25 protein-coding genes are annotated in these 25,957 nt (G+C 58.8%); 9 read left to right on the plus strand and 16 right to left on the minus strand.

What is annotated here, in order from left to right; translation table 11 throughout:
- Positions 1-337: 337 nt before the first annotated feature.
- The 5 genes from GKIL_RS00230 to GKIL_RS00250 all read right to left on the minus strand — a co-directional run bounded on the left by GKIL_RS00230 (position 338) and on the right by GKIL_RS00250 (position 5,485).
- Positions 338-1,891, minus strand: coding sequence for a hypothetical protein (locus GKIL_RS00230; RefSeq protein WP_023171281.1), 1,554 nt, complete (start codon positions 1,889-1,891; stop codon positions 338-340).
- Positions 1,879-2,634, minus strand: a complete 756-nt coding sequence (locus GKIL_RS00235; protein ID WP_023171282.1) for an ABC transporter ATP-binding protein — start codon at positions 2,632-2,634, stop codon at positions 1,879-1,881. The genes GKIL_RS00230 and GKIL_RS00235 overlap by 13 nt, the downstream gene beginning before the upstream one ends.
- A gap of 24 nt (positions 2,635-2,658) precedes the next feature.
- Positions 2,659-4,008, minus strand: a complete 1,350-nt coding sequence (locus GKIL_RS00240) for a phospholipase D-like domain-containing protein (RefSeq protein WP_023171283.1) — start codon at positions 4,006-4,008, stop codon at positions 2,659-2,661.
- Between the two features lie 113 nt (positions 4,009-4,121).
- The gene (locus tag GKIL_RS00245; RefSeq protein WP_023171284.1) at positions 4,122-4,763 is read right to left on the minus strand and encodes an urea amidolyase associated protein UAAP2; all 642 of its coding nucleotides are present in this window, start codon (positions 4,761-4,763) and stop codon (positions 4,122-4,124) included.
- Between the two features lie 14 nt (positions 4,764-4,777).
- Complete coding sequence (locus GKIL_RS00250; RefSeq protein WP_023171285.1) at positions 4,778-5,485, minus strand: urea amidolyase associated protein UAAP1; 708 nt, start codon at positions 5,483-5,485, stop codon at positions 4,778-4,780.
- 97 nt (positions 5,486-5,582) lie between these two features.
- Here GKIL_RS00250 and atzF point away from each other — a divergent pair, with 97 nt between their 5' ends.
- The 3 genes from atzF to GKIL_RS00265 all read left to right on the plus strand — a co-directional run bounded on the left by atzF (position 5,583) and on the right by GKIL_RS00265 (position 8,750).
- Positions 5,583-7,424 carry an allophanate hydrolase gene (gene atzF, locus GKIL_RS00255; protein ID WP_023171286.1) on the plus strand — a complete coding sequence of 614 codons (1,842 nt, stop codon included), beginning with the start codon at positions 5,583-5,585 and terminating at the stop codon, positions 7,422-7,424.
- A gap of 51 nt (positions 7,425-7,475) precedes the next feature.
- Complete coding sequence (locus GKIL_RS00260; protein ID WP_023171287.1) at positions 7,476-8,036, plus strand: Uma2 family endonuclease; 561 nt, start codon at positions 7,476-7,478, stop codon at positions 8,034-8,036.
- 132 nt (positions 8,037-8,168) lie between these two features.
- Positions 8,169-8,750: a DUF2087 domain-containing protein gene (locus GKIL_RS00265; protein WP_023171288.1), complete on the plus strand. Its 582-nt coding sequence runs from the start codon at positions 8,169-8,171 to the stop codon at positions 8,748-8,750.
- 24 nt (positions 8,751-8,774) lie between these two features.
- On the opposite strand, the gene GKIL_RS00270 is transcribed toward GKIL_RS00265, so the two are convergent.
- From GKIL_RS00270 to recO, 4 genes are all read right to left on the minus strand, one after another.
- The gene (locus GKIL_RS00270) at positions 8,775-10,991 is read right to left on the minus strand and encodes an ATP-binding protein (protein WP_023171289.1); all 2,217 of its coding nucleotides are present in this window, start codon (positions 10,989-10,991) and stop codon (positions 8,775-8,777) included.
- Positions 10,992-11,081: 90 nt separating this feature from the next.
- On the minus strand, positions 11,082-12,221 hold the full coding sequence (locus tag GKIL_RS00275; RefSeq protein WP_023171290.1) for a glycosyltransferase family 4 protein: 1,140 nt from the start codon (positions 12,219-12,221) through the stop codon (positions 11,082-11,084).
- Between the two features lie 4 nt (positions 12,222-12,225).
- Complete coding sequence (locus GKIL_RS00280; RefSeq protein ID WP_023171291.1) at positions 12,226-13,476, minus strand: MFS transporter; 1,251 nt, start codon at positions 13,474-13,476, stop codon at positions 12,226-12,228.
- Between the two features lie 10 nt (positions 13,477-13,486).
- Positions 13,487-14,275 carry a DNA repair protein RecO gene (gene recO, locus GKIL_RS00285; RefSeq protein WP_051382909.1) on the minus strand — a complete coding sequence of 263 codons (789 nt, stop codon included), beginning with the start codon at positions 14,273-14,275 and terminating at the stop codon, positions 13,487-13,489.
- 166 nt (positions 14,276-14,441) lie between these two features.
- Here recO and rplC point away from each other — a divergent pair, with 166 nt between their 5' ends.
- Genes rplC through GKIL_RS00300 form a run of 3 tightly spaced genes read left to right on the plus strand, consistent with a single transcriptional unit; the run spans position 14,442 to position 16,054 of the window.
- Positions 14,442-15,080 (plus strand): 50S ribosomal protein L3, encoded by a 639-nt coding sequence (gene rplC, locus GKIL_RS00290; protein WP_023171293.1) that lies wholly within the window; start codon positions 14,442-14,444, stop codon positions 15,078-15,080.
- Between the two features lie 30 nt (positions 15,081-15,110).
- Entirely contained in the window at positions 15,111-15,755 is a 645-nt protein-coding gene (rplD, locus tag GKIL_RS00295; RefSeq protein WP_023171294.1) for a 50S ribosomal protein L4, read from the plus strand.
- Positions 15,752-16,054, plus strand: coding sequence for a 50S ribosomal protein L23 (locus GKIL_RS00300; protein ID WP_023171295.1), 303 nt, complete (start codon positions 15,752-15,754; stop codon positions 16,052-16,054). Before rplD ends, GKIL_RS00300 begins: the two co-directional genes overlap by 4 nt.
- On the opposite strand, the gene GKIL_RS00305 is transcribed toward GKIL_RS00300, so the two are convergent.
- From GKIL_RS00305 to GKIL_RS25800, 7 genes are all read right to left on the minus strand, one after another.
- The gene (locus GKIL_RS00305; protein ID WP_023171296.1) at positions 16,051-16,770 is read right to left on the minus strand and encodes an ABC transporter ATP-binding protein; all 720 of its coding nucleotides are present in this window, start codon (positions 16,768-16,770) and stop codon (positions 16,051-16,053) included. The two genes, GKIL_RS00300 and GKIL_RS00305, sit on opposite strands and share 4 nt — an antisense overlap.
- A gap of 95 nt (positions 16,771-16,865) precedes the next feature.
- Complete coding sequence (groL, locus tag GKIL_RS00310) at positions 16,866-18,521, minus strand: chaperonin GroEL (RefSeq protein ID WP_023171298.1); 1,656 nt, start codon at positions 18,519-18,521, stop codon at positions 16,866-16,868.
- Positions 18,522-18,554: 33 nt separating this feature from the next.
- On the minus strand, positions 18,555-18,866 hold the full coding sequence (groES, locus tag GKIL_RS00315) for a co-chaperone GroES (protein WP_023171299.1): 312 nt from the start codon (positions 18,864-18,866) through the stop codon (positions 18,555-18,557).
- Positions 18,867-19,008: 142 nt separating this feature from the next.
- Entirely contained in the window at positions 19,009-19,176 is a 168-nt protein-coding gene (locus tag GKIL_RS24355; RefSeq protein WP_023171300.1) for a DUF2949 domain-containing protein, read from the minus strand.
- Positions 19,177-19,269: 93 nt separating this feature from the next.
- The gene (locus GKIL_RS00320; RefSeq protein ID WP_023171301.1) at positions 19,270-20,286 is read right to left on the minus strand and encodes a helix-turn-helix transcriptional regulator; all 1,017 of its coding nucleotides are present in this window, start codon (positions 20,284-20,286) and stop codon (positions 19,270-19,272) included.
- 105 nt (positions 20,287-20,391) lie between these two features.
- Positions 20,392-21,234, minus strand: a complete 843-nt coding sequence (locus GKIL_RS00325) for a transglutaminase domain-containing protein (RefSeq protein ID WP_023171302.1) — start codon at positions 21,232-21,234, stop codon at positions 20,392-20,394.
- 232 nt (positions 21,235-21,466) lie between these two features.
- Positions 21,467-21,541: a hypothetical protein gene (locus GKIL_RS25800; RefSeq protein WP_420841406.1), complete on the minus strand. Its 75-nt coding sequence runs from the start codon at positions 21,539-21,541 to the stop codon at positions 21,467-21,469.
- A gap of 691 nt (positions 21,542-22,232) precedes the next feature.
- On the opposite strand from GKIL_RS25800, the gene GKIL_RS24365 reads away from it, so the two are divergent.
- Genes GKIL_RS24365 through GKIL_RS24375 form a run of 3 tightly spaced genes read left to right on the plus strand, consistent with a single transcriptional unit; the run spans position 22,233 to position 25,953 of the window.
- On the plus strand, positions 22,233-22,679 hold the full coding sequence (locus tag GKIL_RS24365) for a hypothetical protein (RefSeq protein WP_144080279.1): 447 nt from the start codon (positions 22,233-22,235) through the stop codon (positions 22,677-22,679).
- A 12-nt stretch (positions 22,680-22,691) separates the two neighbouring features.
- A complete protein-coding gene (locus tag GKIL_RS24370; RefSeq protein WP_023171304.1) occupies positions 22,692-24,803 on the plus strand; it encodes a PIN domain-containing protein in 2,112 nt (703 codons plus the stop codon).
- Positions 24,793-25,953, plus strand: coding sequence for a P-loop NTPase fold protein (locus GKIL_RS24375; protein ID WP_023171305.1), 1,161 nt, complete (start codon positions 24,793-24,795; stop codon positions 25,951-25,953). Before GKIL_RS24370 ends, GKIL_RS24375 begins: the two co-directional genes overlap by 11 nt.
- Positions 25,954-25,957 lie beyond the last annotated feature (4 nt).

Below are 25,957 nucleotides of genomic sequence, written 5' to 3' on the forward strand. Positions count from 1 at the left end.
GAGGGGGGGTTCACTGTAACTGGGCTGCAGGTGGGATGGGTGAGGTCCTACCAAATCGTGATAGTGATGCGCGGTTCGCACATTCGAGGGTGCAGGCGAGGCAGGAGTTTGGTCGAGAATCGAAACCGCGCAAGTATTGGCCAACTTGGTATGACTTCTCGTGCATAGCGAAGGCGTCAAAGTCGGGGGGGAGGGTGAGGGGGACACGGGTGCCCCCCTCACGCGGGGCGGGGGGTTTGGGGGGAGGGCGCGAAGGGCCCCTCCCCCCGATGGTTTTGTTTCCTCAAAGCAGCTCAACCCAGAGAACCCCTCCCCCGACGGCTTTTGTCTTTTATTTCTAAAAACCCAGAGAACTCCCCAACTGCCGACTGCGCCAGTAGCCCACCGCAATGACGAACCCGAGTCCAACCAGAGCAGCGAGGCTTTCGAGGCCAAAACCGAGGGCGGCTCGAAAACCAAGAAAGCCCCAGCCCAGCCAGCAGAACCCTTCCAGCAAACTCAAGACGATATCGCCGCGCCGCTGCCGCTGTTGAAAAAGCTCCGCCAGCGGAACGGGCCGCGAGTTCCAGAGTCTGAGGACAGCAGCACTCACGGTGGCCGCCCCAAAGATGGCGAGGGCAAAAAACCACGGCTCCCCCCGAACAACCAGCAGCAAAAAGAGCGGCAAAAAGAGCAGCCAGACGGGGATCAAGGCCGCCAGCAGTTTAAGGCGGCGCAGGGAAGCGGACGAATTGGGGGAGGATTTGAGCAAGTCAGGAGCCTGCTCGCCCGCCACACAGATACTGGTGAGGGTGGCCGCCAGTGCGCCCCCTGCTACTGCGCCAATCGTCGCCACCAGGCCCGTGTAGCCAAAAAGCAACCGACGGTTGTCCTGCAACAGCAGCACGACCGCCGGGATCACAAACAGCACCTGCAAAAAGGTGCGGGAGAGCAGATAGGGATTGCGCCGGATAATCCGCCATTCTTTGAGCAAAACCACCCAGCTAAGGCCGGAGCGAAAGCGCAGCACCGAGGGCCGTTTGCGCGGCTTCTGGCTCACCAGGGCCGTCTGCTGGGTACCGCTTACGAAGGTGCGGTGCAGCGCCCCGACGGTGAACCAGGCCAGGCTCGCGCTCACTACCAGCGTCAACAGCACCGAGAGCGGATCGAAGAAGATCGCCCTGGCTGGAAACCACAGCCAGCTGTCACTGCCCAGGGGTGCCCCGCGCGCAAAAAGAAACTGAAAGCGAATCAGGACGGCAGCCAGACTGGCGTCGGTGCCCCTGAGCAAATTGGGCAACTGCGAGAGTAAAAAGAGTGTGCCCGAGAGAATGGCCGTCAACACCTGGACCAGGCTGCGGGCCCGCGCCGCTCCCAACAGGCGCACCAGCCAGAGGGTCAACAGCATCGCCAGACTCGCCGTCCCAAGCGACAGCCCGACTGCCGCCGGAAAAAGCCCCAGCAGGCGGGGAACGCCAATAATCACAGCGAGTCCACCGAGGGGCACGACCACCAGGCAGCAGCCCAAAAACCCCTCAAAAGCCACACTTAAAAGCCGGGAGGCAAAGATCACCTTGCTGTCGATGGGGGAGCTGATGAGCAGATCGAGATCGCCCCGGTCAAAAAGAGCGACGATGCTCTGCTCCACCGCCTGATAAAAGGTGTAAAAAAAACCGACAAACCAGATGGCGACGGCAATCCAGATCGCTGCTTCAGGAAGGGTACTCGCTTCGAGGGTCTGGCGGATGCTTGCAAGAATATTCCACAAAAAAACCACCAGTGCCAGCGCTGCCACGACCAGCACCACCAGCCAGATTCGGGTGGAGCGCTCAGCGCTCAGTTCGCGCCACCAGAGGCGCAGTTCATGGCGCAACAGCCAGGGCAGCGTGCCGACCTGCATTACGGTTCCCATTCGCCCGCGTCCTGATTCTGGGTAAGATCCAGAAAAATCGATTCGAGCGTGCCGCCCGCTTCTCCTGCCTGGACCCGCAGCTCGTCGAGAGTGCCCTCGGCCACCAATTTTCCGCGATCGATGATCCCGATGCGCTGGGCCAGGCGCTCGGCAATTTCCATGATGTGGGTGGTGAGGATCACAGTATTGCCCTGCCGGACGTACTGCACCAGCATGTCCTTGACCAGCCGGGCCGCCGCCGCATCCAGACCGGTGAGCGGTTCATCGAGGATGATGAGCCGGGGCTGGTGGATGAACGCTCCGGCCAGAGCCAGCTTCTGCTTCATCCCCCGCGAAAAAGTTTCGCTCAGCTGGGCGCGCACTTCCCATAGTTGCAACTGCTTGAGCAATTCTGTTGCCCTGCCCTCGGCCTCACCGGCAGACATCCCCCAGAGTCCGGCGACAAATTCGAGATACTCGATCGGGCTGAGCTTGCCATAGAGCAGCGGGTCGTCGGGCAGGTAGGCGAGCAGCCGCCTGGCCTCTGTACCGGCGCGGATGGTGCTGTGCCCGAGGATAAGCGCGTCGCCGCTGTCGGGCTGCAACAGACCCGCGACCATCCGGAGGGTCGTCGTCTTCCCGGCACCGTTCGGCCCGAGCAGGGCGTAGAACGAACCCTGGGCAATGGTCAGATTCAGCCCATCGACGGCCTGACGGGCACCGTAGCGCTTGCTGAGAAAGACCAGTTCCAGGGCCGCTGTCATGTCTTTTTCACCGTCGCATTCACTTTACCTTACAACCCCACTGCGGCAGCCCGCCGGGGCGCGGCTCAGGGTACGGGCGTAGAGCCGTCTGAACTCCCGCTCGAAGTGGGCCGCCACCAGAGCGCTATCGACGATGAGAAAGCTCTCGTCGTTGCGCGCATCGGCTGCTGCCGACCAGTTGTGGGAGCCGGTAAGCACTATCTGGCCATCGATGACGGCGAACTTGTGGTGGAGCTTGTCGCCTCGGGGAATGAGGGCGACGCCCACGGCGTTTGCTTCTGAGCACCGGCCCGCCCGCCAGAAACTTTGTCCCAGACTGTAGCTTCGATCGGCGAAACCCGGATCGAGGGTGCCGCGCACCCGGACGCCCCGAGCGATGGCCCGGTGCAGAGCCTGAGCAATTTCAGGTGAGCTGAAGACGAAGAGGGCAAAATCGACCGTTCGCCGCGCCCGGTCGATGGCGCGCACGATCTGGGCGTTGATGCCGGTGGTGCTGTCGTCGGGGCCGAACTGCACGCCCACCGCCCCAGCGCCCACCTCGACTGTCCGGAGGGGCCGTACCGGCTTGGCGCGGCCAAAGCGGCTATCTGCCGCCCCACCCGGACCGTCTCCCCACATCAGGGCAAATTCTTCGGCAAACAGAGCGGCGACGGCGGGGCTGGCAATCACCAGCAGATGGTTGACGTTGCCCAGGGTGGCCGGGTCGTCCGCATCGCCGTGGGTGTCGCTCGCTGTAAAGTTGGTCGAACCTGTCACCACGCGCTCGCCATCGATGACGACGAACTTGTGGTGCATGATGCCGCTACCCCGCGTGCCTCCGGCGGTGTCGTCGATCCTGGCGATACCGGCGTTGTTCAAGATCGTGAGCGGGTCGCGCCGCTGCAGCTCGCCGTAATCGATCCGCTTATCGCCGTTTTGATCGACCGAGTGGTACCAGCGGCTGTAGGCGGCCCGGTCGGTGGCTTTGAGCTGAGTCGAAAAGGCGACGGCAGCAAAGTCGCGGTTGTAGGTGTGCTCGAAGATGACGCGCACCGTCACGCCTCGGGCCGCACAGTCGGCCAGAGCCAGGGCAATACCCGGTAAATCCAGTTCGTGGATGGCCAGATCGACGCTGCTTCTGGCCTGACGCAACTGGGCGACAATCTGGGCTTCGAGGTCGTCGCCGTAGCGCTCCAGGCCGCGATAGTCGGTATAGCGGTGGCTGTGGGCCTGGTTAAAGTAGACCCGGATGAGCGGGTGCTGGGGCAGGGCGGCTTCTAGAGGTGCTTCTAAGCCCGGCGGCACCAGCGGTACCACCGGCTGCCAGCGCCACCAGAGCGCGGCGAGCACCGCTATTGCAAAGCACCAGTAAAAAGCTTTTGGGGCGAGCGGCACAGGCTGAATTCCGGTTGCGAGCCGCCCCCAGTATCACCAGCCTGTCATTCTCGCCTCCAGGCAACGCTGGGGGCACCGGGCCCACTCGCTGCCGCACGTCCGGTAAGACCCAGCTAACTGTCCGTCCAGACAATCAGGCGAATCGGGGTGGGGTTGTAGCCGTTGCAGGGGTTGTTCATCTGCGGACAGTTAGAGATCACCACCAGCACGTCCGTCTCGGCGATGAGATCGACCGTACTGCCGGGATCGGAGATGCCGTCTACGATCTCAAGGCTGCCCTCGGGCGTGACCGGCACGTTCATAAAAAAGTTGATGTTGCTCACCAGGTCGCGCTTGCCCAGGCCGTACCAGCCCAGGGCGGTCAGAAAATTTTCGACGCAGGCGTGCTGCCATTTTTTGTCGAGGCCGAAGCGCACGGAGTTGCTCTCACAGCTGCAGGCACCGCCGGAGGTGTCGTGGCGGCCAACGCTGTCGGCGACGATCCTCATCAGCACATTGCCGTCGCTGGAGTAGAGCTTGCTGCCGGTGGTCAAAAAGATGTTGTTCTGGGCGCGGATCGTATCGGGGGCGCTGTAGCGCTCGGCGTAGTCGTGGGCGTTGTAGACCAGAAAATCGACCGCCTGGTTGCCCCCCAGATCGACGATCCTGAGGGTCTGGCCTTTCTCGACGACGTGCGCCCAGGGCTTTCGGGCCGGGAGAACCTCGTCGTAGACGATCCGGCCCGGATCGATACCTGTAAGAGCAGTAGCCACCATCGTCTGAACCTCCTCTAACCCACAAAAAGTGCGTCCGTATTCTCAAAGCCGCGCCTAGCTTCCGCTGAGCCGGTCCGGCACAGGTCCTCCGGGCCGGGCGGGGGTGAATCCCAGACAGTGACGCGGATCGCCCCTGGCCCGTAGCTGGAACTCGGATCGAGGGGATGGGGGCAGTTGGCCAGCACAGCGAGCACGTTCATCTCGGCGCGCAGATCGATAAAGGCCCCCGCTCTGGAGGCACCTTCTTTCCAGCTCAAACCGCCGTCCGCCTCGACGACGACGTGGGCAAACAGGTTGAAATTAGGAGCGATGTCCTTTTTACCGAGGTCGCGCTTGGCGAGGGCCAGCAAAAAATTGTCGCGGGCGTTCGGGTAGTCCCCTTCGCCGTACTTTGCCCGGTTGGTGGCCCGGTTGCTGCACCCGCCCAGGGTGTCGTGGTAACGGGCAGTGTCTTCGGTGATCGAAAAGAGCACCCGGCCCATGTCCGAGTAGAGGACGGACCCTTTGCTCATGAAGATCCGAAACTGGATCTTGGTGGTGTCGGCGGCGTTGTAGCGCTCGATCGGGTTGTCGGCGTTGTAGGCGAGCAGGGCCACGCCCCGCGAGCCCTCTAGATCTGTCACCCGCAGGGTCGTCCCCCGCCGGATCACCCGCGACCAGTAAGCGCCTCCCGGTACCACCTCTTCCCAGATCACCCGCACTGGCTCTGTATGCTCGGACATGCTGTGCTCCCAACTGCTGCCATCAAGGATAGGTAAGCCCTCCTGGGGGGAATTGATGTAGCAATAGCTACATCCTGCCCATCCCCAGGCGCGCAAGATGGGCGGGCACAGCAGGAAGTATACCGTGCCCATCGATCGCCCCTTCAGCCTGGATCTGCAGTCTCTTGGCAAGCTTTACCGGACAGGAACGGTGCGACCGGAGGCAGTGATCGATCGAGTCTACAGGCAGATCGAGGGCTACGCCGACCCGGCTTTGTGGATCACGCTTTTGCCCCACGAGCAGGTGCGCGCGAGCGCGCAGGCACTGGCCCAGAGCGATCCGGCCACTTTGCCTCTCTACGGCGTTCCCTTTGCGATCAAGGACAACCTGGACCTGGCCGGGGTGCCCACCACCGCCGGTTGCCCAGAATTTGCTTACCTGCCGGAGCGATCGGCTACCGTCGTCGAGCGGCTGTGCGCCGCCGGAGCGATCCCGGTGGGCAAGGTGAACCTCGATCAGTTCGCGACCGGCCTGGTGGGGGTGCGATCACCCTACGGCGTCTGCCGCAATCCCTTCGACGAGCGCTACATCGCTGGGGGTTCCAGCGCCGGCTCGGCGGTGGCGGTGGCAGCCGGGATGGTGAGCTTTGCCCTGGGCAGCGACACGGCGGGTTCCGGGCGGGTACCGGCAGCATTTAATAACCTCGTTGGCCTCAAACCCAGCCGGGGGCTCGTGAGTACGCGCGGCCTGGTTCCGGCGGTGCGCAGCCTCGATTGCGTCTCGATCTTTGCGCTCACCTGCGCCGATGCGGCGACGATCCTGCAGGTAGGGGCGGCCTACGATCCCGCCGATCCGTTCTCGCGCCGCCCCCAGGTGCGCCCGGTGCCGCCCATCGCCGGTCTGCGGGTCGGGGTTCCCGAGCCGGAGGCGCTGCAATTTTTTGGCGACACCCAGGCCGAGCAACTTTACCGGCAGAACCTCACGCGTCTGGAAGCGCTCGGTTGCCGGATCGTCGGTATTCATTTTCAAGACTTTGCCGAGGCGGCCCACCTGCTCTACGGCGGGCCGTGGGTGGCGGAGCGGCTGGCGGCAGTGGGGGGTTTTATCGCCCGTCACCCCGAGGCGGTCCATCCGGTGGTGCGCGAGATCATCGCCGGTGCCGCCCGCTACGACGCCGTTTCTGCCTACCGGGCGACTTATGCTCTCGCCGAATTGCGCCGCCGGGTCGAAGCGCAGTGGCAGGCGATGGACGTTCTGGTTCTCCCCACCACCGGCACGATCTACACGATCGCCGAAGTCGAGGCGGAGCCTGTCGCCCTCAACAGCAACCTGGGCTTTTACACCAACTTCGCCAACCTGCTCGATCTGTGCGCCGTATCGGTGCCGGGCGGCTTCAACGACCGGGGTCTGCCCACGGGGGTGAGCCTGTTTGCTCCCGCTTTTTCTGAAACGCTGCTCTGCCGCCTGGGTGCCGCTCTGCACGCCGCGTTGCCCGCTGCCACCCTGGGGGCGACGGGTATAGCGCTGCCGCCAGGGCCGGAGCCTTTTGCGGACGCCCTGCCAGCCGCAGGCGATCACGTCTCGATCGCCGTGGTCGGCGCACACCTGAGCGGCCAGCCCCTCAACTACCAGCTCACCGAGTTGGGCGGCAAGCTTGTGCGCGCCTGCCGCACCGCTCCCTGCTACCGGCTCTACGCGCTTACCAAAGAAAAAATACCGAAGCCCGGCCTCCTCCGCCAGGAGGAAGGCGACGGCTTTGCGATTGCCCTCGAAGTCTGGCAGTTGCCCGTCGCCGGGTTTGGCCGCTTCGTCGCCAATATTCCGCCCCCCCTTGGGATCGGCACCCTGATGCTCGAAGACGGCGAGTTGGTCAAAGGTTTTTTATGCGAAGCCTGGGCAGTCAGAGGCGAGCCGGATATCTCCCACCTGGGCGGCTGGCTTGCGTACCTTAAAAGCTGAGCCAGCCTCGATTTCTGCCAGAATTTAACAAACGTCCCTGGAGTTCAGCCAGTGGCCACGCTGTCTACAAGGCTTTTTACGCGCCAGGAATACCACCGAATCCTCGCAGCCGGGATACTCGGTCCGGACGAAAACATCGAACTGCTGGAAGGACAGATCCTCTCTATGCCTCCTCAGGGACCATTACACGCCGCCGTGGTGCGGCGGCTCCTGCAGGCGCTTTTGGCCCTGGGCTACCCGCTCGGACAGCTCATCAGCGAACAGCCGATTGCCCTGGAGGACAACAGTGAACCGGTTCCAGATGTGTTTCTGGTCGAACCGGATCCGGCTGGATTGGACTACGAGGATGGTCATCCGACAGCGGAGCGAGTGTTACTTGTCGCAGAAGTCTCCGCTTCGACCCTGAATCTGGATCTTTCTACAAAAGCGCGTGCCTACGCCAGGGCTGGTATCCCTGTTTATTGGGTGATCGATGTCGAGGCTGCCCGGCTCTTTGAGCACACCCAGCCGACTGCCGGGGTGTACCAGAGCGTCGTCCTCCACGACCGCGCTGCTACCGTTAGTCTGCCCAACGGTGCCGGACTCGAAGTGGGTCAGCTCTTTCGACGTTAAGCAAACCTGAGTTCGAGGGGGCGATTCTTTTTAAACCACTGGTGCCTGTAGGACTGGGCCTGACACGGCTGCCCTTGACCATTGCCAGGTATTTAGATAAACTTCTAATTAGATATTTATCTAATTAGAGAGATGGAGCGCACGGAGTTTCAGGTATTGCTCGATTTTTTCAAGGCTCTGGCGAACGAGAGCCGCCTGAAGATGGCGGGGTTGTTGTCCACTCGGGAGCACAGTGTCGAAGAACTGGCGGTTCTGCTGCGCTTGAAGGAGCCGACCGTCTCGCACCACCTGGCCGTCCTCAAGGGGGCGCGGCTCGTGCAGATGCGCGCCGAGGGCAACACCCACTGGTATCGCCTCGATCCCGAGGTGCTGCAGACGATGAGTCAGGTGTACTTGAGCCCCACTCGCGTGAGTGAACTGGCTCCGCAGGTGATGGAGGATGCCTGGGAGTGCAAGATTCTCACCAACTTCTTCGACGGTCAGCGACTCAAAGAAATTCCCGCCAGCCGCAAAAAGCGCTGGGTCATCCTCAAGTGGCTGGCGCAGCGCTTCGAGCCGGATGTCGCCTACGCGGAGGCCCAGGTCAACGAAACGCTCAAACGCCACCACCCCGACTGCGCCACCCTGCGCCGCGAACTGATCGGTTATCGGATGATGGAGCGCGAGCAGGGCATCTACCGATTGCTGCCCGAGGAGCAGTGGCAGCCGGCTTGACCCTGGGCTGCCGACGGCTCGTTTTTATTTCCAGCGCTGGAGGACAGAGCGCAGGCTTTCGAGACGAATTGGCTTGCACAGGTAGTCGTCCATACCGGCGGCAAAGCAGCTGTCGTGGTCTGCAGGCTGGCTGCTGGTGGTCATGGCGATGATCCGGGGCGCAGCAGGGAGGTCCCACTCGCGCCGGATCTGGCGGGCAGTTTCAAGCCCGTCCAGTTCAGGCATCTGCACGTCCATCAGCACGATGTCGTAGTGCTGTTCGCGCAGGGCAGTGAGCACCTGGCGGCCATCGCCGACGGCGTCGGCTTGATAACCCAGCCGCTTTAATAGTTGCAGGGCGACCCGGCGGCTGGTTGGGCTGTCTTCGGCAAGCAGAATCCGGGGAATAGGGGACCGCTGGTGAGATGGCTCCGTCGCCTGCAGCGGCAATAGAGGCAGGGTAAAGCTAAAGGTCGAACCGACCCCCGGTTCGCTCTCCACCCAGATCTGGCCACCCATCAGTGCGACGAGGCGCTTGCAGATGGCAAGGCCGAGGCCGGAGCCGCCGGAGCGCCCTGGGGAGGTGTCGAGCTGGCTGAAGGCGACGAAGAGCTGGTCGATTTGCTGGGCGGGGATACCGATGCCGCTGTCGCAGCAGCGAAAGAGCAGTTCAGCTTTCTGGAGGCTGACCGTCAGACAGACTTTGCCTGCAAACGTAAATTTGATCGCGTTGCCCAGCAAGTTGATCAGCACCTGCTGCACGCGCACGGCGTCGCCGGGGATGATCTCAGGTACGGCTTCGTCGATCTGACAGGTGAGCTGGAGGGATTTTTCCTGGGCTTTGGGCATGAGCAGATCGCGCACGCGCCCAATGCAGGTGCGCAGGTTGAAGGGGCTGGACTGCAGTTCCAGCCGTCCGGATTCGATCTTTGAAAAATCGAGGATGTCGCCGATGATCGCAAGCAACGTCTCACCGCTGCTGTGGATGGTTTCGAGGGTCTCGCGCTGCTCGGCGTCGAGGCGGCTGTCGAAGAGCATCAGGCTGGTAAGGCCGATGATGCCGCCCAGGGGGGTGCGCAGTTCGTGGCTCACCATCGTCAGAAACTGCGACTTGGCCTGATTGGCCGCCTCCGCCGCTTCCTTGGCCGCCTCCAGTTGCCTTTGAAAGCGCTTGCGCTCGCTGATGTCGCGCACCAGAGCAAGAAAACCGAAGCTCTGCCCCGGCACCAGCCGCACCTCGAACTGGTGGGTCGTGCCGTCGGGCAGGTCGATCTCGTGCTCGAACCACTGGGGCCGACCGGTACTGTCGGCAGCGCCCATCGCCTCACTCAGCGCCCGGAGTAAATCCGGCGGCAGCACGTCCTGTGCTTTTTTGCCCACGAGGTTCGCGGGCAAAAAGGCCATTGCCTTGAGGCAATCGGCCTTGTACTCGACGAAGGTGCCGTCTCGATCGAGCTGAAACATCAAATCGGGGATCGCTTCGAGAATGGCGCGATTTTTGGCTTCGCTCTTGCGCAGGGCTTCCTCGGTGGATTTGCGGCTGGAGATGTCTTCAAAGATGAACGAGAAGAGGGAGCGGCCATCGCCCGCCGGCAGGGGAAAGACCGTCCCCGACAGCCAGCGGCCCTGATCGCCCAGCGTCTCAAATTGCAGCGGCTGACCGAGGCGGCCACTCTCGCTGTAGCGCTCAAAAGATTCGCGGATGCTGGCAGGAGGGATGCCAAAGTGGCTGGCCCGCCGCTGCTGCAACTGTTGGGCGCTCGTACCAAGATAGGCGGCGGTCGCAGCGTTGCCGCTCAGCATCAAAATGTCGTCTTCGAGCAGTTCGACGATGCCCATCATCAGGGGGGCGCTTTCATAAAAGTTGCGCAAGATCGCTTCTTGTTCGAGCGGTTCCTCCGGCAGTGCGCCGCAGAGGCTGGCCGGGGTGATCACTCCCTGGGGCTGGCCGTTCTCATCGATCACCGCCAGACAGGCTGTTTTGCTCTGCTTGAGCTGCCAGTGCAACCCGGCAAGATCCGGCAGTTGGGCGGCACGCAGCACAGGACACGCCTGGGCACGAACAGCCCGATCGCGATCAAAGTCGCCCCCCGCCACCAGATCCAGCAGATCGCGGCTATTGAAAAGTTCGACGGTCCTGCCTGGCTGCCAGATAAGCGCCTGTTCGCAGCCTGTGGCCCGCATCCGCTCGATCACTTCGCCGAGGGGCGTCTCAGGCGGCACAACCGGCACGGGCAAAATCGGATCGAAGGAATGGACCATCTGAAAGAGCGGTAGGGCACTGGAGGAAAACGTGCTTCCAGCATAGATATCGGCTGCACCAGCGCAAGGTGAAGCTCCGATGAAGTCTTGCTACAGCCAGGCTGGGGCGCGCTTGAGCACCTCGGAATAGAGGCGCTCGAGGGCCCGGATATTGGCGCTGAGGGTATAGCGCTCGATCACCCGCGCCCGCGCTTTTTGACCGAGCAGGGCGGTAAATTCTGGCTGCTCGCTGAGCACCGGCAGCAGCGTCCGCAGCTCGGAGCGCACCCGCAGGGGATTGACCAGAATGCCCGCACCGCCTGAGAGCACCTCGCCGTCGGCACCGACGTCGGTGGCGACGCAGGCGGTGCCGCAGGCCATCGCTTCTAAAAGCGAGATCGAAAGTCCCTCGACCAGCGAAGGCAGGACAAAAACATCCGCCCCCCGCAGAATCTCGATGCGGCGCTGTTCGGAGGCGACGAAGCCCAGCCAGCGCACCCCCTCCTCCAGGCCATAAAAGCCCTGGAGGTTGCTTTTGAGCGGCCCGTCGCCGATGATCGCAAGCCGGGCTCCGAGTAGCGCCATGCCCGCCTGTTTCCAGGCTTTGAGCAGTTGTTCGACGTTCTTTTCGATCGTGAGCCGCCCCATATAGACGAACAGCCGCTTGGCGCGCAGGTCGGCTTTGATCCGCGAGTAGCTGGGGCTGTAGCGGCTGGTATCGACGCCGTTGGGGATGACGGCGATCCGTCTTTCTGGCACACCGAGGCGGATGAGCAAATCTTTTTGGGCCTGCGAGAAGATGATCACCCGGTCGTAGTTGGCCAGGGTCGAGGCGTACCACTGGTACATCAGGTACTGGGTGTTGGCAGCAAAGTTGCGGCGGCGGCGGTCGAAGGCGGGATGAAAAGTCGCCACCAGCGGCAGTCCCAGCTCTTCGCAAATTTCTGGCAGGGCAAAATCGAGGGTAGACAGTGACAGGCTGGCGTGGACGAGATCGGGCTTCAGTTCGCGCAGCGATTCGACGAGCACCTTGCGCGCTCTGAGCGAGGGAATCGTGTAGACCTGAGACTTGTACAAACAGGGCAGGGGTACCTCGTCCTGCTCGATGCGGGCAGGAAGACCTTCTTCTTCGGGGACGAAGTGCAGAAAACTGACCCGGTGTCCCAACTCCATCAGGCCGTTGGTGACTTCGCGACTGTAGGTGACATTTCCGCAAAAAGGGGTCTTTTTGCCCAACCAGGCTATATGCATCGCCTTATGTCGAGGGGGTTCTGGAGAGCCTTTGCGTGAGCAACCCTGCTAATAGAACCACCAGTCCTAAAGCAAGAATAACAGGACGCAGCCCGAACAGAGCGGTTGCACGCTCGACCAGGACCAGGGGCAGGCTCTGGGCGATGTTGGTGGCGTTGTTCTGCAGACCAAAGACCTTGCCGCGCATGTGCTCGGGCGTCTGCTCCTGGATGAGCGTGTTCATCGGTGCTGCGATGCAGCCTGCCCCAATCCCCAGGATCATGACCAGAAAGAGCACCAGATAGGCGCTGGTGGCCCAAAAAAGGGCGATGAGCACCAGCCCCATCACCACCGCTCCGATAAGCGCCAGCGAGCGGCGCGAGATCCCCTGGGCGAATTTGCCGATGGCGAGCGTGCCCAGCCCGATGCCGACGCCCGCCGCCGAGAGCAGATAGCCGAACTGCTCGGCCTTAAGACCGATCGCAGGGGCAAGACCGATGGCAAGCAAGTAGAGGGCGGTGAGAATGCTGTAGAAGACGATGAGCTGAATGAAGGCAAAGCGCACGTCCGCGTCCTGCTTGAGGTAGTCGAAGCCTTCGCGCAGGTCTTTCCAGAGGTTGGAGCGCCTTTGCGCAGCGCCCGTCTGGAGCTTTTCGCGGTTGCCCATAAAGCCGATGAGCAGCGCGGCGAGCAGATAAAATCCGCCCAGAACCCAGTGGCCGTTACTTGCACCCCCAAAAAGGCTCAAAAGCGGCTCACCGATGGCGTAGCCGATCACGATCGAACCGGTGACGGTGAGGGTAAAAAGCGAGTTGGCCGAGAGCAGGTTCGGCTTTTCGACGATGATCGGGATTGTCGAAGTTTCTGCAGGCGCAAAAAACTGGGTCAACGTCGAGACAGCAAAAGTGACGGCCAGCAGCACCGTATACTCGCTCGGCAATAGCGGTACCGCCAGCACGAACAGGCCGCGCAGCAGGTTGGAGACGGTGAGGACCGTCTTTTTAAGCCAGCGGTCCACGTAGACGCCCGCCAGCGAACCAAACAAAATGGCCGGCAAAGAGTTGGTGATGATGATGCCCGAGGACATCGAGTTGATCGCATCGGCTGGAAAGTGCGCCGAGATAAGCGCGATCATATAGATAAGAAAAATCTTGTCCGCCAGCTGCGAGAACCACTGGCCACTCCAGAGAAACAAAAAATTCCGATTTCGCAGAACCTGGCGAAAACCGGTGGCGGTGGTCGTTCGTGGCGGTGGTTGCTCAGTCGTAGGTGTCATCCCAAACGCATCAGTTGATTATAGGGGGGCTACCCGCCGCCGGGGCGCTCGCCTCGAAGCACAGCTCCAGCAGTTCAGCGGAGCGCACAGGCCGCTCGAAGTGAAATTCGATGTAGCGGCGCAGCAGGCGCTCGATACCGACCCAGAGCGCGTCCCATTCGAGGCTGGTAGCGGTGAGGTCCACTGAGGCGAGCAGTTGCAGGGCCGCGACCTGCGGCAATTCGAGGCGGTAGCCCACCCGCTCCTGGGGCAGGCATTCGAGGGCCACCAGTCCGCCTCCCTCGACGCTGAAACCCGCCGCCTCGGCGTGGATGGGGCGGTGGCTCACCGTGCAGAAGTGGACCTCCGGGGCGACGCCCCCCACCGCGAGTAACTGAAACAAACCGTGGACCAGTCGGGCTGCCACCTGGCGGCTCGGAGCACCCGCAAGCCGTCCCAGGTGCAGCATCAACAGATCGAACAATTCTTCCTGGGGCTGGTTCTCGGTCGCCGACTGCAGCACGCCCTCCGCCAGATACTGGGCGGCAGTGAGGCGGCCTAGCTCCTGCCTGAGGCCACCGAAGGCGGTGATGCTCTCTGCCTGGGTGAGCTGATCGAGGCTGCGGCCCCGGTACAGTTGCAGGTCGTTGACGACGAACTGCTCGGTGCGGCCACCGATGCGGGCATTCGCCTTGCGCGCTCCCTTCGCTACCGCTCGGACCAGGCCGTTTTCGCGGGTGAGGATGGTAAGAAGCCAGTCGCTCTCCCCCAGAGGCATCCGCCGCAGATTGATCCCGGTTGCCCGGTACGTCTTTGACAAAGTGTCGTTACCCACTGCTGACTTTCTCTACTGTACTGCCCTCCCGAACGATCGACGGTAGACCCTGGACAGTGCTTCAACTGTCCTGGTATGATGAGAGCTTGTGATTGACCAACCGGGCTTCAAGACCCGGTGGCAATATTTTCTGCTCTGGTGGAGAAAAGCGATGTCACTGGGCATCCTGGGCCGCAAGCTCGGCATGACACAAATTTTTGACGAAGAGGGGCGGGCGATCCCGGTAACGGTGGTCGAGGCGGGGCCGTGCCCGGTTACCCAGCTCAAGTCCGAGGCGACCGACGGGTACACCGCCGTGCAGGTGGGCTTCGGTACGGTGCGCGAAAAGGTACTGACCAAACCCGAGGTCGGGCACTGCAAAAAAGCGGGCCTCGAACAGCCGGTGCGCCACCTGCGCGAATTTGCCGTCGAGGACACTTCCAGCTACAGCCTGGGCCAACTCATCGGTGTCGATATCTTCGAGGCGGGCCAACTGGTCGATGTCGTAGGCACCAGCATCGGCAAGGGCTTCGCCGGTGGTCAAAAGCGCCACCACTTCGGTCGTGGCCCGATGGCCCACGGCTCCAAAAACCACCGCGCCCCCGGCTCGATCGGTGCCGGTACGACGCCGGGCCGCGTCTTTCCCGGCAAAAAGATGCCTGGCCGGATGGGCAACGAGCGGGTGACAGTGCGCCGCCTCACGGTGGTCCGCGTCATCGCCGAGCGCAACTTGCTGCTCATCAAGGGTGGCCTGCCCGGCGTCGAGGGAGGGCTGCTCATCATCTCACCCGCCAAGCGCGTCGGGCGCTAGACCCAGGAACTTCGTGCGAGCACTACCAAGATGGCTACCTGTTCGATAAAAGATTGGCAGGGCAATGCGACCGGCGAGGTCGAACTCGATCTGCCCGTTGCCTCCGAGGCGACCGCCTCCCACATCGTCTATCTGGCCTTCAAGCGGCAGATGACCAACTCCCGCCAGGGCACCGCCTCCACCCTTACCCGTGGCGAAGTGCGCGGAGGCGGCAAAAAGCCCTGGAAGCAAAAAGGCACTGGCCGCGCCCGCGCCGGTTCGATCCGCTCTCCGCTGTGGCGCAAGGGCGGCGTCATCTTTGGTCCCAAGCCCCGCGACTTTGAGATCAAGATGAATCGCAAGGAGCGGCGGCTCGCCCTGCGCACCGCCTTACAGAGCCGCATCGACGATCTGATCGTCGTAGACGAATTTGAATCGCAGCTCAGCAAGCCCAGAACTCGCGAACTGGTGCAGGCTTTTGAGCGCTGGGGCATCGATACGGCCAACCAGTCGATCCTCCTCATCCTGGCTGAGCAGCAGACCAACACCTACCTCTCGGCGCGCAACCTGCCCAACGTCAAGGTGATCACCGCCCAGAATCTCAACGTGCGCGACCTGCTTGCCACCGACTGGATCGTCGCCACCGGTTCTGCCATCGACTTTATCAAGCAGACATTCGGAGCAGCGGCATCATGAGCAACGGCACCAAGCGCGCCCTGGCGGATATCGTCCGTCGGCCTTTGATTACCGAGAAGGGCACCCGCCTGCTCGAAGCGAACAAGTATCTCTTCGAGGTGAGCCCTGGCTCCAATAAGATCCAGATCGCCCAGGCGATCGAAGAATTGTTCAGCGTCAAGGTGATCAAGGTCAATACCTTCAACCCGCCCGCCCGCCGTCGCCGGGTCGGCCAGTTCGTCGGCAAGCGCCCCCACTACAAGCGGGCGATCGTCACCCTGCAGGAGGGCGACTCGATCACCCTCTTCCCCGAAGTCTAGCGGGCCAGCGACTCGCCCAGATAGCTCTGGCGCACCGCCTCACTGGCGAGGAGTTCCTGGGCGCTGCCTTCCAGTACGATCTGGCCGTTTTCGAGCACGTAGCCGCGATCGGCCAGGTGGAGCGCCTGCAGGGCGTTCTGCTCGACTAAGAGCACCATCACGCCCTGGGAGCGGATGCGCTCGATGATCTGAAAGATATTTTGAACAATCAAGGGAGCGAGGCCCATGCTCGGCTCGTCGAGGACGAGAATGCGCGGCCTGCTCAAAAGCGCCCGACCGATGGCGAGCATCTGTTGCTCGCCGCCTGAGAGGGTACCGGCGCGCTGGCTGCTGCGCTCTTTGAGAATCGGAAACAGCTCAAAAACCTGCTGCAGGTCGGCCTGGATCGCATCGCCGCGCGTGTAAGCGCCCATCTCAAGGTTTTCTACGACCGTCAGGCGCGAGAAGATGCGCCGCCCCTCCGGAACGTGGACGAGCCCGGCTCTGACGACCAGATCTGCCGCCAGTGTGTCGAGCCGTTTGCCATCGAGGAGCACCTCACCCGCCACGGGCCGGATCAAGCTTGAGATCGTGCGCAGCAGGGTCGATTTGCCGGCCCCGTTGGGCCCAATCACCGTCACCAGCTCCCCCGGCTGGACTGTCAGGTTGATGGTGTGCAGCACCTCCACCTGGCCGTAGCCCGCCCTCAGATTGCGCACCTCAAGACCAATACCCACGCCTGTCCTGTTCCTCTTTTTCTTATTTACGCACACCCCTAAAGGCAAAGCCTGCGCCACGGACGGGCACAGGCTTTGCAGGAAGCGGCGGCGGGCTACATCATGCCGCCCATGCCGCCCATACCACCCATGCCGCCCATACCGCCCATGTCGGGGGCAGCCGCCTTCTTCTTCTCGGGCTTATCGACGATCAGCACCTCGGTGGTGAGCACCATCGCCGCGATCGAGGCGGCGTTCTGCAGCGCCGAGCGCGCCACCTTCGCCGGATCGACCACGCCCGCTTCGAGCATATCGACGAACTCGCCTTTGAGGGCGTCGTAGCCGATATTTGTGCCCTGCTCGCGTACCTTCTGGGCGATCACCGAGCCTTCTAAACCGGCGTTGTCGGCGATCTGACGCAGGGGCGCTTCGAGGGCGCGGGCGATGAGATCCGCGCCGGTCTTCTCGTCGTCGTTCAATCCCGCCTTGATCTGGGGGATCTTCTTGGTGAGATGCAGCAGCGTGGTGCCGCCGCCGGGCACGATCCCTTCTTCGACCGCCGCCTTGGTGGCGTTGAGGGCGTCCTCGATGCGCAGCTTGCGCTCCTTGAGTTCGGTCTCAGTCGCCGCCCCCACTTTGATGACGGCGACACCGCCTGCGAGCTTGGCAAGCCGCTCCTGGAGCTTCTCGCGGTCGTAGTCGGAGTCGGACTCATCGATCTGCTTGCGGATCTGGGCGACGCGCTTTTCGACGGCTGCCTTGTTCTCGGTACCGGCGACGATCGTCGTCTTGTCCTTGGTGATCGTCACCTTGCGCGCCTTGCCGAGCGAGTCGATCGTGACGTTTTCGAGCTTGAGGCCGACTTCTTCTGAGATCACATCGCCGCTGGTGAGCACAGCGATATCCTGCAGCATCGCCTTGCGCCTGTCGCCGAAACCGGGAGCCTTGACGGCAACCGCATTGAGGACGCCGCGCAGCTTGTTGACCACCAGCGTCGCCAGCGCCTCGCCCTCGACATCCTCGGCGATGATGAGCAGTGGCCGACCGGCCCGAGCCACTTTTTCGAGCACCGGAATCAGATCTTGAATGATCGAGATCTTTTTGTCGGTGAGCAGAATAAACGGCTCCTCCAGTTCGCTGATCATCCGCTCAGCGTCGGTGGCAAAGTAGGGCGAAACGTAGCCTTTGTCGAACTGCATCCCCTCGACCACCTCCAGTTCGGTGCTGAGGGACTTGGATTCCTCGACGGTGATCACGCCTTCTTTGCCGACTTTTTCCATCGCCTCGGAGACCATCTTGCCGATCTCCTCGTCGTTGCCGGCAGAAATCGTCGCCACCTCGGCGATCGTCTTGTTGTCTTCGACCGGTTTGGCGATGGCGGCAATCTCATCGACCAGTTTGGCCACGGTCTTCTCGATGCCGCGCTTGAGGCTGATCGGGTTGGCACCGGCGGCGACGTTTTTAAGACCCTCGCGGATCAGCGCCTGGGCCAGCACCGTCGCGGTGGTGGTGCCGTCACCGGCGACGTCGTTGGTCTTGGAGGCGACCTCACGAATGAGCTGCGCACCGGTGTTTTCGAGCGGATCTTCCAGTTCGATCTCTTTTGCGATCGTCACACCGTCGTTGACGATCTGGGGTGCGCCGAATTTCTTTTCGAGCACGACGTTGCGCCCCTTGGGTCCAAGGGTGACGCGCACCGCGTCGGCCAGGGCATCGACGCCCCGCTCGAGCGCCCGACGCGCATTCTCGTCAAATACAATCGACTTTGCCATTGCACTCTCTCCCAAAGGTTGAATTGGCTGGTCCTACTGCGCGACAGCCAGAATGTCTTTTTCTGCCAGCAGGATGTACTCCTCGCCAGCCACCTTGATCTCTGTACCGGCGTACTTGGCGTAGAGCACCCGATCGCCCACCTGCACCTCAAGCGCCAGCCGCTCGCCCTTGTCGGTGAGCCGCCCCGCTCCAACGGCAGTCACCTCACCAAGCTGGGGCTTCTCCTTGGCGGTGTCAGGAAGCAAGATGCCCCCTGCCGTCCGCTCCTCCTGCGCCAGCACCTTTACCAGCACCCGGTCGCCGAGGGGCTTGAGGGAAGATGCCGCCACGGTGATAGTTGCCATAGCTCTCTCTCCTTGGAAATCGAAATTCCATTTATCAAATTAGCACTCTCGGACTTCAAGTGCTAACCCCCTTTGCTGTCACAGGGGGGACGGCTCCCACCTCCATCCAGTGTGGGCGCAGGTCCAGCTAGTGAGAGATTGCTTAAAATCCTTCGCGTTCGAGCAATTCAGCGAGTTGGTAGATGCTGATAAAGCCCAGCCGCCAGAGAATCAGCCGCACGTCGCCCTGCTCGCGTTGCTGGATGCGCTTGGCGAGGTTCCACTCCTTGGGAGTCACAAAGGGGACGAGGCTGGTAGGCATAGTGAGCATTTTGCGGACGGCAACCGGCAAGAGAAACTACCGATAGATAGAGAAGGCGATTGGCCCCTCACCGTCTAAAGCGCGATTGGGTCCGCAAATGGGTCAGCTGCCGACAGAAGATTTTTTGGCCACTTCTTGTCCCAGTCCGTAGCGGGCTGCCAGTTGCCTCAGATCACTTTGGATCTGTTCTACCAGTGCTCGCGGTTCTTCGACCGTTGCCTCGGAACCGAAACTGAGCACCCAGCGCTTGATCTCGTTAAGATCAGCCACCTTGAGTTGCAGGCGCAGCGAGCCATCTGGCAGCAGCGAGATCTGCTGGCTCGGATGGAGCAGGCGGCCCTGCAGGGTGGCGATAGCTTTGGGCGAGAAGAGAATGCTCACCGGTGTCGTGAGTGTACCGGCCTGCTCTTCGGCGATCTGAGCGATGAGCGGTGCCGGGTCAAAGGCCGGGTCGCGCTCGAAGCGTTCACCCCGCGCCCGGATCGAGCGGATGCGATCGGCGCGCAGCACCTCGAATTTTTTGCTGCCCAGGTCGTAGCCGATCAGATAGGGCGTATGGCCGCGCCAGATATAGAGCAGGTAGGGGTTGACGAGCCGACTCACCGGCGGCTCGCCGGGCGGCGCGTAATCGACGAACGCCTGGAGGCCGGATTCAAAAGTCTCGTACAGCTGCGTCCAGACCTCGTAGCTGAAGCTGGCGATGCGGCTGGTGGCCTCGACGTGGAGATAATCGCGCAGCGTCTCCAGGTCTATCCAGCGGCGGCTGGGCAACTGATGGACCAGCTGATCGATGGCGGCACGGACCTCGGCGGTGTGGAGCGTCCCTTCCGATTCGGCGAGGATGCGGTTGCCCGCCAGCAGCACGAACAGTTCACCCAGGGTAAAAGGCAGAGGCGGCAACTTCCAGCCCGGCTCCTTGTAGATGTAGCCCCGGACCCGATCGACCACCAGCGGTGCGCCGTAGCTGTCGCGCAGCTTTAACAGGGCGCGCTGGATCGCGGGCGGACTCGCCGCGAGGGCGCGGGCCAGTTGCATGGTGCTGCGCGCCTGCCCGAGACGGATGAGCCGGTCGATGCGCAGGAGCCGGTCGAGATCTTCGAGTGAAAGGTCGTCTGCCATAGCGCGAGTAAGCGTTCTGCAAGCATCGTAGCGCCGCAGGCACTCCCGCCATACCTGGCCAAAAGGCGAAGATTCGCTGCGAGCTGAAGATCGCTCGGGCTACTTCTAATCGATGCGCGCCGGGACCGGTTGCCCGTCGCCCACAAAGTCTGCCGGAGTCGGGGCTGCCACCTGCTGGCACCAGACGCTCATCTGCTCCGGCTGCACCGCCCCGAAGAGGTTGGCAAAGGACGTATCCGCCGCATCCCGGCCCGTGGCGATGCGTACCAGCCCTTCTCTGGGCACCTTGCGCGTCGCGTCGAACAGGTACCACTGTCCGTCCAGGTACGCCTCGAAGTAGGCATGGAAGTCGGGCGGGTCGAGCTTGAGGGCGTAGCCTGCCACAAAGCGGGCCGGAATTCCGGCGGCCCGGCAAAGAGCGATGCCCAGGTGGGCAAAGTCGCGGCAGACACCTACCCGTTCACTGACCGTATCGGCGGCGGAGGTGTGGGCGTCGCTGGTGCCGTAGCAGTATTCGACGTTGTCGTGAACCCAGTCGCAGATGGCTTCCACGCGGGCGTAGCCGGGCTCTGTCGCTGCAGTAATATGGCCTGCCAGACGCACCAGCCGGTCCGATTGGCAGTAGCGGCTGGGAAAAACAAAGGGAATAATCGGCGGCGGCAACTCCGATGGTTCGCACTGGCGGGGCAACGACTGGGCGTCGTAGACGAAGGGCGTGAGCACAACCGAGGCGCGGTAGCTGATGCGCAGCAGCCCCTCAGGAGCCAGAAGGCGCACCGTGCGGTTGCCGAAGCTGTCTACGAACGCCTCTTGATTGAGAGGGGGATCGCTCTGGAAACTTTCTTCGATCACCCGCTGGCCGTCGCCGTCGTGGGGCCGGATCGTAAGAAGCAGGGTGGCAGGTTGGGCGCACCGATAATTCAGGGTGCAGCCGACATCGAGTTGCATGGCGATAGTACAACAGATCTTTTGCCTTCCCAATCTCTCGCCTTGCCCTGCGCCTCAGCATCCGCAGAAGGAGAGATTTTGTAGCTGATTCTAAAAGCAGGCAATGAATCATATACCGAGCTTTGCCTGAATTTTCAGGGTTCACTCTGCACTGACCGGAGATATTCCTGGCTGCCTGTCACAGATGAATATTCGGCTCAGGAGGATTGAGAAGCGTCTCGACAAAAGTGTGCTAGTCCTGATTGCTCAACTGTAGAAAGCTGTGCCCCTGAACAGTCTTACCAGCAGCTTGCAGGGCAATGCCCAGAACAAAATCGCCTACACTCCGCCCCCCCGCCCGGCAAGCTGAGCGGCCTCTGTGAGCAGAACCTTACCCTCACTGCTCAAACGCACCTCCAGCCGTTCCGTTTTCTCGTGTCCTGGGACCATTCATCTGTTTTCGTCAGACGATTATCCCGACCAGCATGGCATGTGGAGCATTCTTCCGTACATAGCTACGCTAACCTTGCTTAAAAACCAGCTATCACGTTTCGGAGCCAGACTTCGGTTTGCTGCTCCCCGGACAGGGTAGAGGCAATGGTGTCGATCGCCCGGACGGTGTCGTTCGGCGCAAAATCCAGAGCGAGCAGACTTACCCTGACCCCGACGTAGATACCAAATCAAAGGCAAGGACACAGGTGCTGCCTTAGATAATGACCTATACTATTTCGGTCAGAGCGCTGGTTTCGAGGAGAGCCAATCCCATGTACGACCTTTTACGTACGACCTGGACGTAGTTCCCTATCTCTGTACCTCTGCCTTCAATTTAGGAGTACCCCACCTCTCAGGCTTCTAAGGGAAGTACCAAATATATTTAACGCTCGAAGAGATCGGTCAGTGTAGTTGCTCCAAAGAGGAATGGCTTGCGGACTGGCTGAAATTCTTACTTATCAGTTGACTTGCTATTTAAAGCCTCCGCTCATGTTTGCTACAATTTAGAACCTTATCTGAGAGACAAGATGAGTAATATACGTGGGTTTGCAAAGATCTCTATCTGGCACCCTAGCTCACTTCAGCAGAATTTTATAGATACAGGAAGCAACACTCTAGTGGATACTTCCTCGTTTTATGAATGTATCTATTCCTTAGAATTGCCCCAAAGTACTCTCAACTCAATCACTTGCAATAAACGATCCGATGCTTTGAGAGATGCACTAAATATTCAGCTTTCAGACGATCTAACAAGCAACAAGACAGTACAAGACTTTGACAGGCTTATAAAACTCGTTGACGATATCCTTGGAGAGAATGTCTCTAGCTGGATTAGTACAGAGCAAGAGGAAAAATTGAAAAATGGGGATGCAATTACTTTGCGTCAACATCAGCTTCTATCCCTTCGACATCATTTGCAGTGGATATATGACACATTTTGTCATCTGCCAGGTATTGCTATTTCAATTCGATAGAGGTAAGCAAAAATGACTTTTTCGCTTCTCACAAAGCAAGCCGTTGCTAATTTTATCAGTAGAATTATTACCAAAAGTAGCTCATTTAGAATTTATGTCGGAGAAGATATTTGTTTTGGAGACAATGTATGGGTAGAGATTGGAAAAGTACAATTCTTCTATGTAAAACACGAATTTAACAACTTGAATGCCGTTAATTACGGCGGCTTTGAGTGGTCAGTACCTTCAACTGAAGAGCTGTCTGCTAATATCACCAATGCATTAAACGGAGTAGGTAAAATTAGTGAGAAAGAAAGGAAAGCAATAGAAAAATACTTTGGTCAGGGGTTGCAAGACGTAGTTCGGAGAACCTTACTGCTACTACCAACGTTTGACATTGGTGCTATGGCGAAAATGCCTCTTCTTAAACCTACAACTATTGTTCCTGACACCACAGCAGTACATCAAGGAGCATTGGACTTTGTTGCAAAATTTTTGATGCCTTATGCTAGGGTAAAAATTCCAGCCATCGTCTACATGGAGATTTTGAACAATGTGGACAATTTCTTCTCTAAATTAAGGAACAAGGAAGATAGCAGAGGTAGGTCTTCCTATCGATCTCAGGCTCTGAATCAACATATTCTTAGTCAAGGTGGTCAAGGCACGCTGCTGCGTCTTGAATCAAATTCTAATGTCGAATTAGAACGAGGAGATTTGGGAGCTGATCCTTTACGCGGGATAGTTGCTCCTAGTAACGATCAAGAAGATAAAGCATTGGGATTAACCGGCATTGTCAAAAGTTTTGGGGATCGGCTAATAGTTGAAACTGCACGTCGATTTCAGCTTCAGGTTCGCCCTAGTCATCCTCTTGTTCTATTAACAAGTGATCAAGGTATGGCTCGAATGGCAATATCTGAAGGAATTGAAGTTTTTTACTTTCAAGCTCGCTCAACTTCAGGTTTTAGTGGAAAAACATTGACAGGAGTTCTTCATCACCCCTTCAATGGTGGACTATATTTTGTACCATTTACAGATGTACTTTGGGAACTTGCGATCACCTTCGGTTGCCTACGCCTATCTAATGAAGATGGTGATTCTGTTGAGCTAAGAGCCATAGGCGCATCAGGAACCATTGATTGGCAACCGTACTATACTCAGCGAGACTTGCTTTTTGGAAGGTTCGGTGAATCTAGTTTGGGTAAGTCTTCAGATTTAGAGGATTCCTCAGAGATAACACATATAGAAACCATCTCTCCCATTACTAAGACTGGTGTACAATTTACCAATAAAGAAGATAATACGTCCGCAGAACATACACAGACTAATATTGACAAAACATTGCAGAATCTTACTGGTTCATACTCATTCTCGCCTAGTAAAATGCTCATTTTAATGAGAGAACTTATAGAGCACGGTAGTGTTGCTAATAATGAAATTATCGAATTGCTTGACATCAAAACGCGAGATCAAGCAACGCGATACAAAAACTTTCTTCTTAGTGGTAATTTGATAACCACTGATGGCAAAAGCTTATTTTGTACTTTAAGCTTGCAAGAACTATGGAATTGTGTGACTACACAAAATATACTCTGTGTAAGGAACTGTCTTATTGACGTTCCATCATTTAGTACATTTGTTAATCATCTTAATGAGAGGCGGGTACTGCAAACTATCCCAAACGACTGGCCTGTCTCATCTTCAGCATTGAGGACATACCTAATGCTTGGAGATATTGCGGGCTGTTCCCTTTCCATACCTAATATAGGTGTCGTTGCAACTGATTCAGTTTTCAATACAAGCGATTTCGCAAACCGAGCAATAAAGGTTTATCAAAGCATAAGTAGTCAGGTCGAGTCTACGTGGATTTTGTCTGGTAGATGGCTAGAGGAGCTGGCTCGTGATTGTGCTTTGCATCCCGTGTTTTCAAGGGAGAATCTACTGAAAGCTATAGACAAAAATTTGCTCAGCGTGTATGCTGAAGGATCAACACCAGATACTCGGTTTGAGAAGCACCATATGTGGGCGTTACAGGTAGTAGATGGACGTCCTCAAATCGAAAAAATATTTCTTTATCGCGGTGACTTTCTGTTACCAGGAACAGCGGCTGTAAGAATAAGGATTGAAGGAGTTAACCATGCCACTTGAGCATCTATTTGCTGATGAGGTCCCAGATGCTCGTCCGTATGATCATCGAAGAACTCTGTATGAAAAGTTTGGTATCGTCTCAAATCCGTTTCCAAGTGCTAATCAAACTAGTGGTCATCCTCACTTATCAACACCCGCTGACAAGCAAATTGACTCTGAAGTTATAGCATTTTATTCTGATCGCAGATCTCACGTCATTGCTGTTACTGCGACTCAGGGAATCGGAAAAACAAATCTTCTAAATGCTTATGAGACTGCTCTTCGCGAGAAGCTTGCTCCTAAAGGATTTTTTGTGATCAGGTACATTGCAGACCCAGAGCCATCTTTTGACCCACTCATTAGATCAATATTTGAAAACCTTGGTGAAGAGCATTTAGCAAGAACTGTAACAGAATTACGCAAAAAAATCCAACTTGATTCCAAGAGGCAAGATGTTATAGAGCAAGTGAAAGTTCCAGAAGTAAAGATCATGGTGAGATCTTTAATTGGAGCTGATACTGATGATAAACTTCAAAGGCGTTGCTCACTTGCTTATCAATGGCTTATAGGGCTTCCTGTTAGGAAAGCGCATCGTGATGAGATAAGCGTTCAATTTCGGCTTGATACAGTCGAATCTAGAACTCGTGCTCTACAAGACATTGTTTACTTCAGCGCAGCTGTAGGCACTCTTGAGGGTATCTTTCTATTGTTAGATGAGCTAGAAAAGCAGGGTTCTACATTATCCATTATGAATACAGTAAGATATCTTTCAGCTTTGCGTGCTTTGATAGATGCATTGCCAAGATACTTGTTCCTGATGCTAGCTCTTACTCCTGATGCGTTGGAGCGTTATAAAGAGCAAGTGCCAGCTTTAAGGGGTCGCTTGATAAATGAGGTTTCACTTCCTGCACTGACGACAGAAGAACAAGCTATTGACCTATGGAGATTTTATTTGAATTCGGCCGAAATAGAAGCGAAAAGTCTAGCTGATGACAATCAATGGCGAAGGATTCCAAGTGCAGATTTTATTGTAAGCAAGCTTGATGCGCAGCGCCTCTTTGGCGACCTTCTTCGTCGTGGTTCAGTTCGAGGAGCAAATAGTGTTCGTCAGAGAGAATATCTTCATGCATTACATGAGAGTGCTCGCAGGTCTATTGAGTTAGCTGTTTAATAGT

Source organism: Gloeobacter kilaueensis JS1 (assembly GCF_000484535.1).
In the GTDB taxonomy this organism is placed as follows: Bacteria; Cyanobacteriota; Cyanobacteriia; order Gloeobacterales; family Gloeobacteraceae; genus Gloeobacter; species Gloeobacter kilaueensis.

Excerpts from the sequence above, each read along its gene's own strand:
- GKIL_RS00230 (WP_023171281.1), bottom strand. The coding sequence starts at position 1,891 with ATGGGAACCGTAATGCAGGTCGGCACGCTGCCCTGGCTGTTGCGCCAT.
- GKIL_RS00235 (WP_023171282.1), bottom strand. The coding sequence starts at position 2,634 with ATGACAGCGGCCCTGGAACTGGTCTTTCTCAGCAAGCGCTACGGTGCC.
- GKIL_RS00245 (WP_023171284.1), bottom strand. The coding sequence starts at position 4,763 with ATGGTGGCTACTGCTCTTACAGGTATCGATCCGGGCCGGATCGTCTAC.
- GKIL_RS00250 (WP_023171285.1), bottom strand. The coding sequence starts at position 5,485 with ATGTCCGAGCATACAGAGCCAGTGCGGGTGATCTGGGAAGAGGTGGTA.
- atzF (WP_023171286.1), top strand. The coding sequence starts at position 5,583 with ATGGGCGGGCACAGCAGGAAGTATACCGTGCCCATCGATCGCCCCTTC.
- GKIL_RS00265 (WP_023171288.1), top strand. The coding sequence starts at position 8,169 with ATGGAGCGCACGGAGTTTCAGGTATTGCTCGATTTTTTCAAGGCTCTG.
- GKIL_RS00270 (WP_023171289.1), bottom strand. The coding sequence starts at position 10,991 with ATGGTCCATTCCTTCGATCCGATTTTGCCCGTGCCGGTTGTGCCGCCT.
- GKIL_RS00275 (WP_023171290.1), bottom strand. The coding sequence starts at position 12,221 with ATGCATATAGCCTGGTTGGGCAAAAAGACCCCTTTTTGCGGAAATGTC.
- GKIL_RS00280 (WP_023171291.1), bottom strand. The coding sequence starts at position 13,476 with ATGACACCTACGACTGAGCAACCACCGCCACGAACGACCACCGCCACC.
- rplC (WP_023171293.1), top strand. The coding sequence starts at position 14,442 with ATGTCACTGGGCATCCTGGGCCGCAAGCTCGGCATGACACAAATTTTT.
- rplD (WP_023171294.1), top strand. The coding sequence starts at position 15,111 with ATGGCTACCTGTTCGATAAAAGATTGGCAGGGCAATGCGACCGGCGAG.
- GKIL_RS00300 (WP_023171295.1), top strand. The coding sequence starts at position 15,752 with ATGAGCAACGGCACCAAGCGCGCCCTGGCGGATATCGTCCGTCGGCCT.
- groL (WP_023171298.1), bottom strand. The coding sequence starts at position 18,521 with ATGGCAAAGTCGATTGTATTTGACGAGAATGCGCGTCGGGCGCTCGAG.
- groES (WP_023171299.1), bottom strand. The coding sequence starts at position 18,866 with ATGGCAACTATCACCGTGGCGGCATCTTCCCTCAAGCCCCTCGGCGAC.
- GKIL_RS24355 (WP_023171300.1), bottom strand. The coding sequence starts at position 19,176 with ATGCTCACTATGCCTACCAGCCTCGTCCCCTTTGTGACTCCCAAGGAG.
- GKIL_RS00320 (WP_023171301.1), bottom strand. The coding sequence starts at position 20,286 with ATGGCAGACGACCTTTCACTCGAAGATCTCGACCGGCTCCTGCGCATC.
- GKIL_RS00325 (WP_023171302.1), bottom strand. The coding sequence starts at position 21,234 with ATGCAACTCGATGTCGGCTGCACCCTGAATTATCGGTGCGCCCAACCT.
- GKIL_RS24365 (WP_144080279.1), top strand. The coding sequence starts at position 22,233 with ATGAGTAATATACGTGGGTTTGCAAAGATCTCTATCTGGCACCCTAGC.
- GKIL_RS24370 (WP_023171304.1), top strand. The coding sequence starts at position 22,692 with ATGACTTTTTCGCTTCTCACAAAGCAAGCCGTTGCTAATTTTATCAGT.
- GKIL_RS24375 (WP_023171305.1), top strand. The coding sequence starts at position 24,793 with ATGCCACTTGAGCATCTATTTGCTGATGAGGTCCCAGATGCTCGTCCG.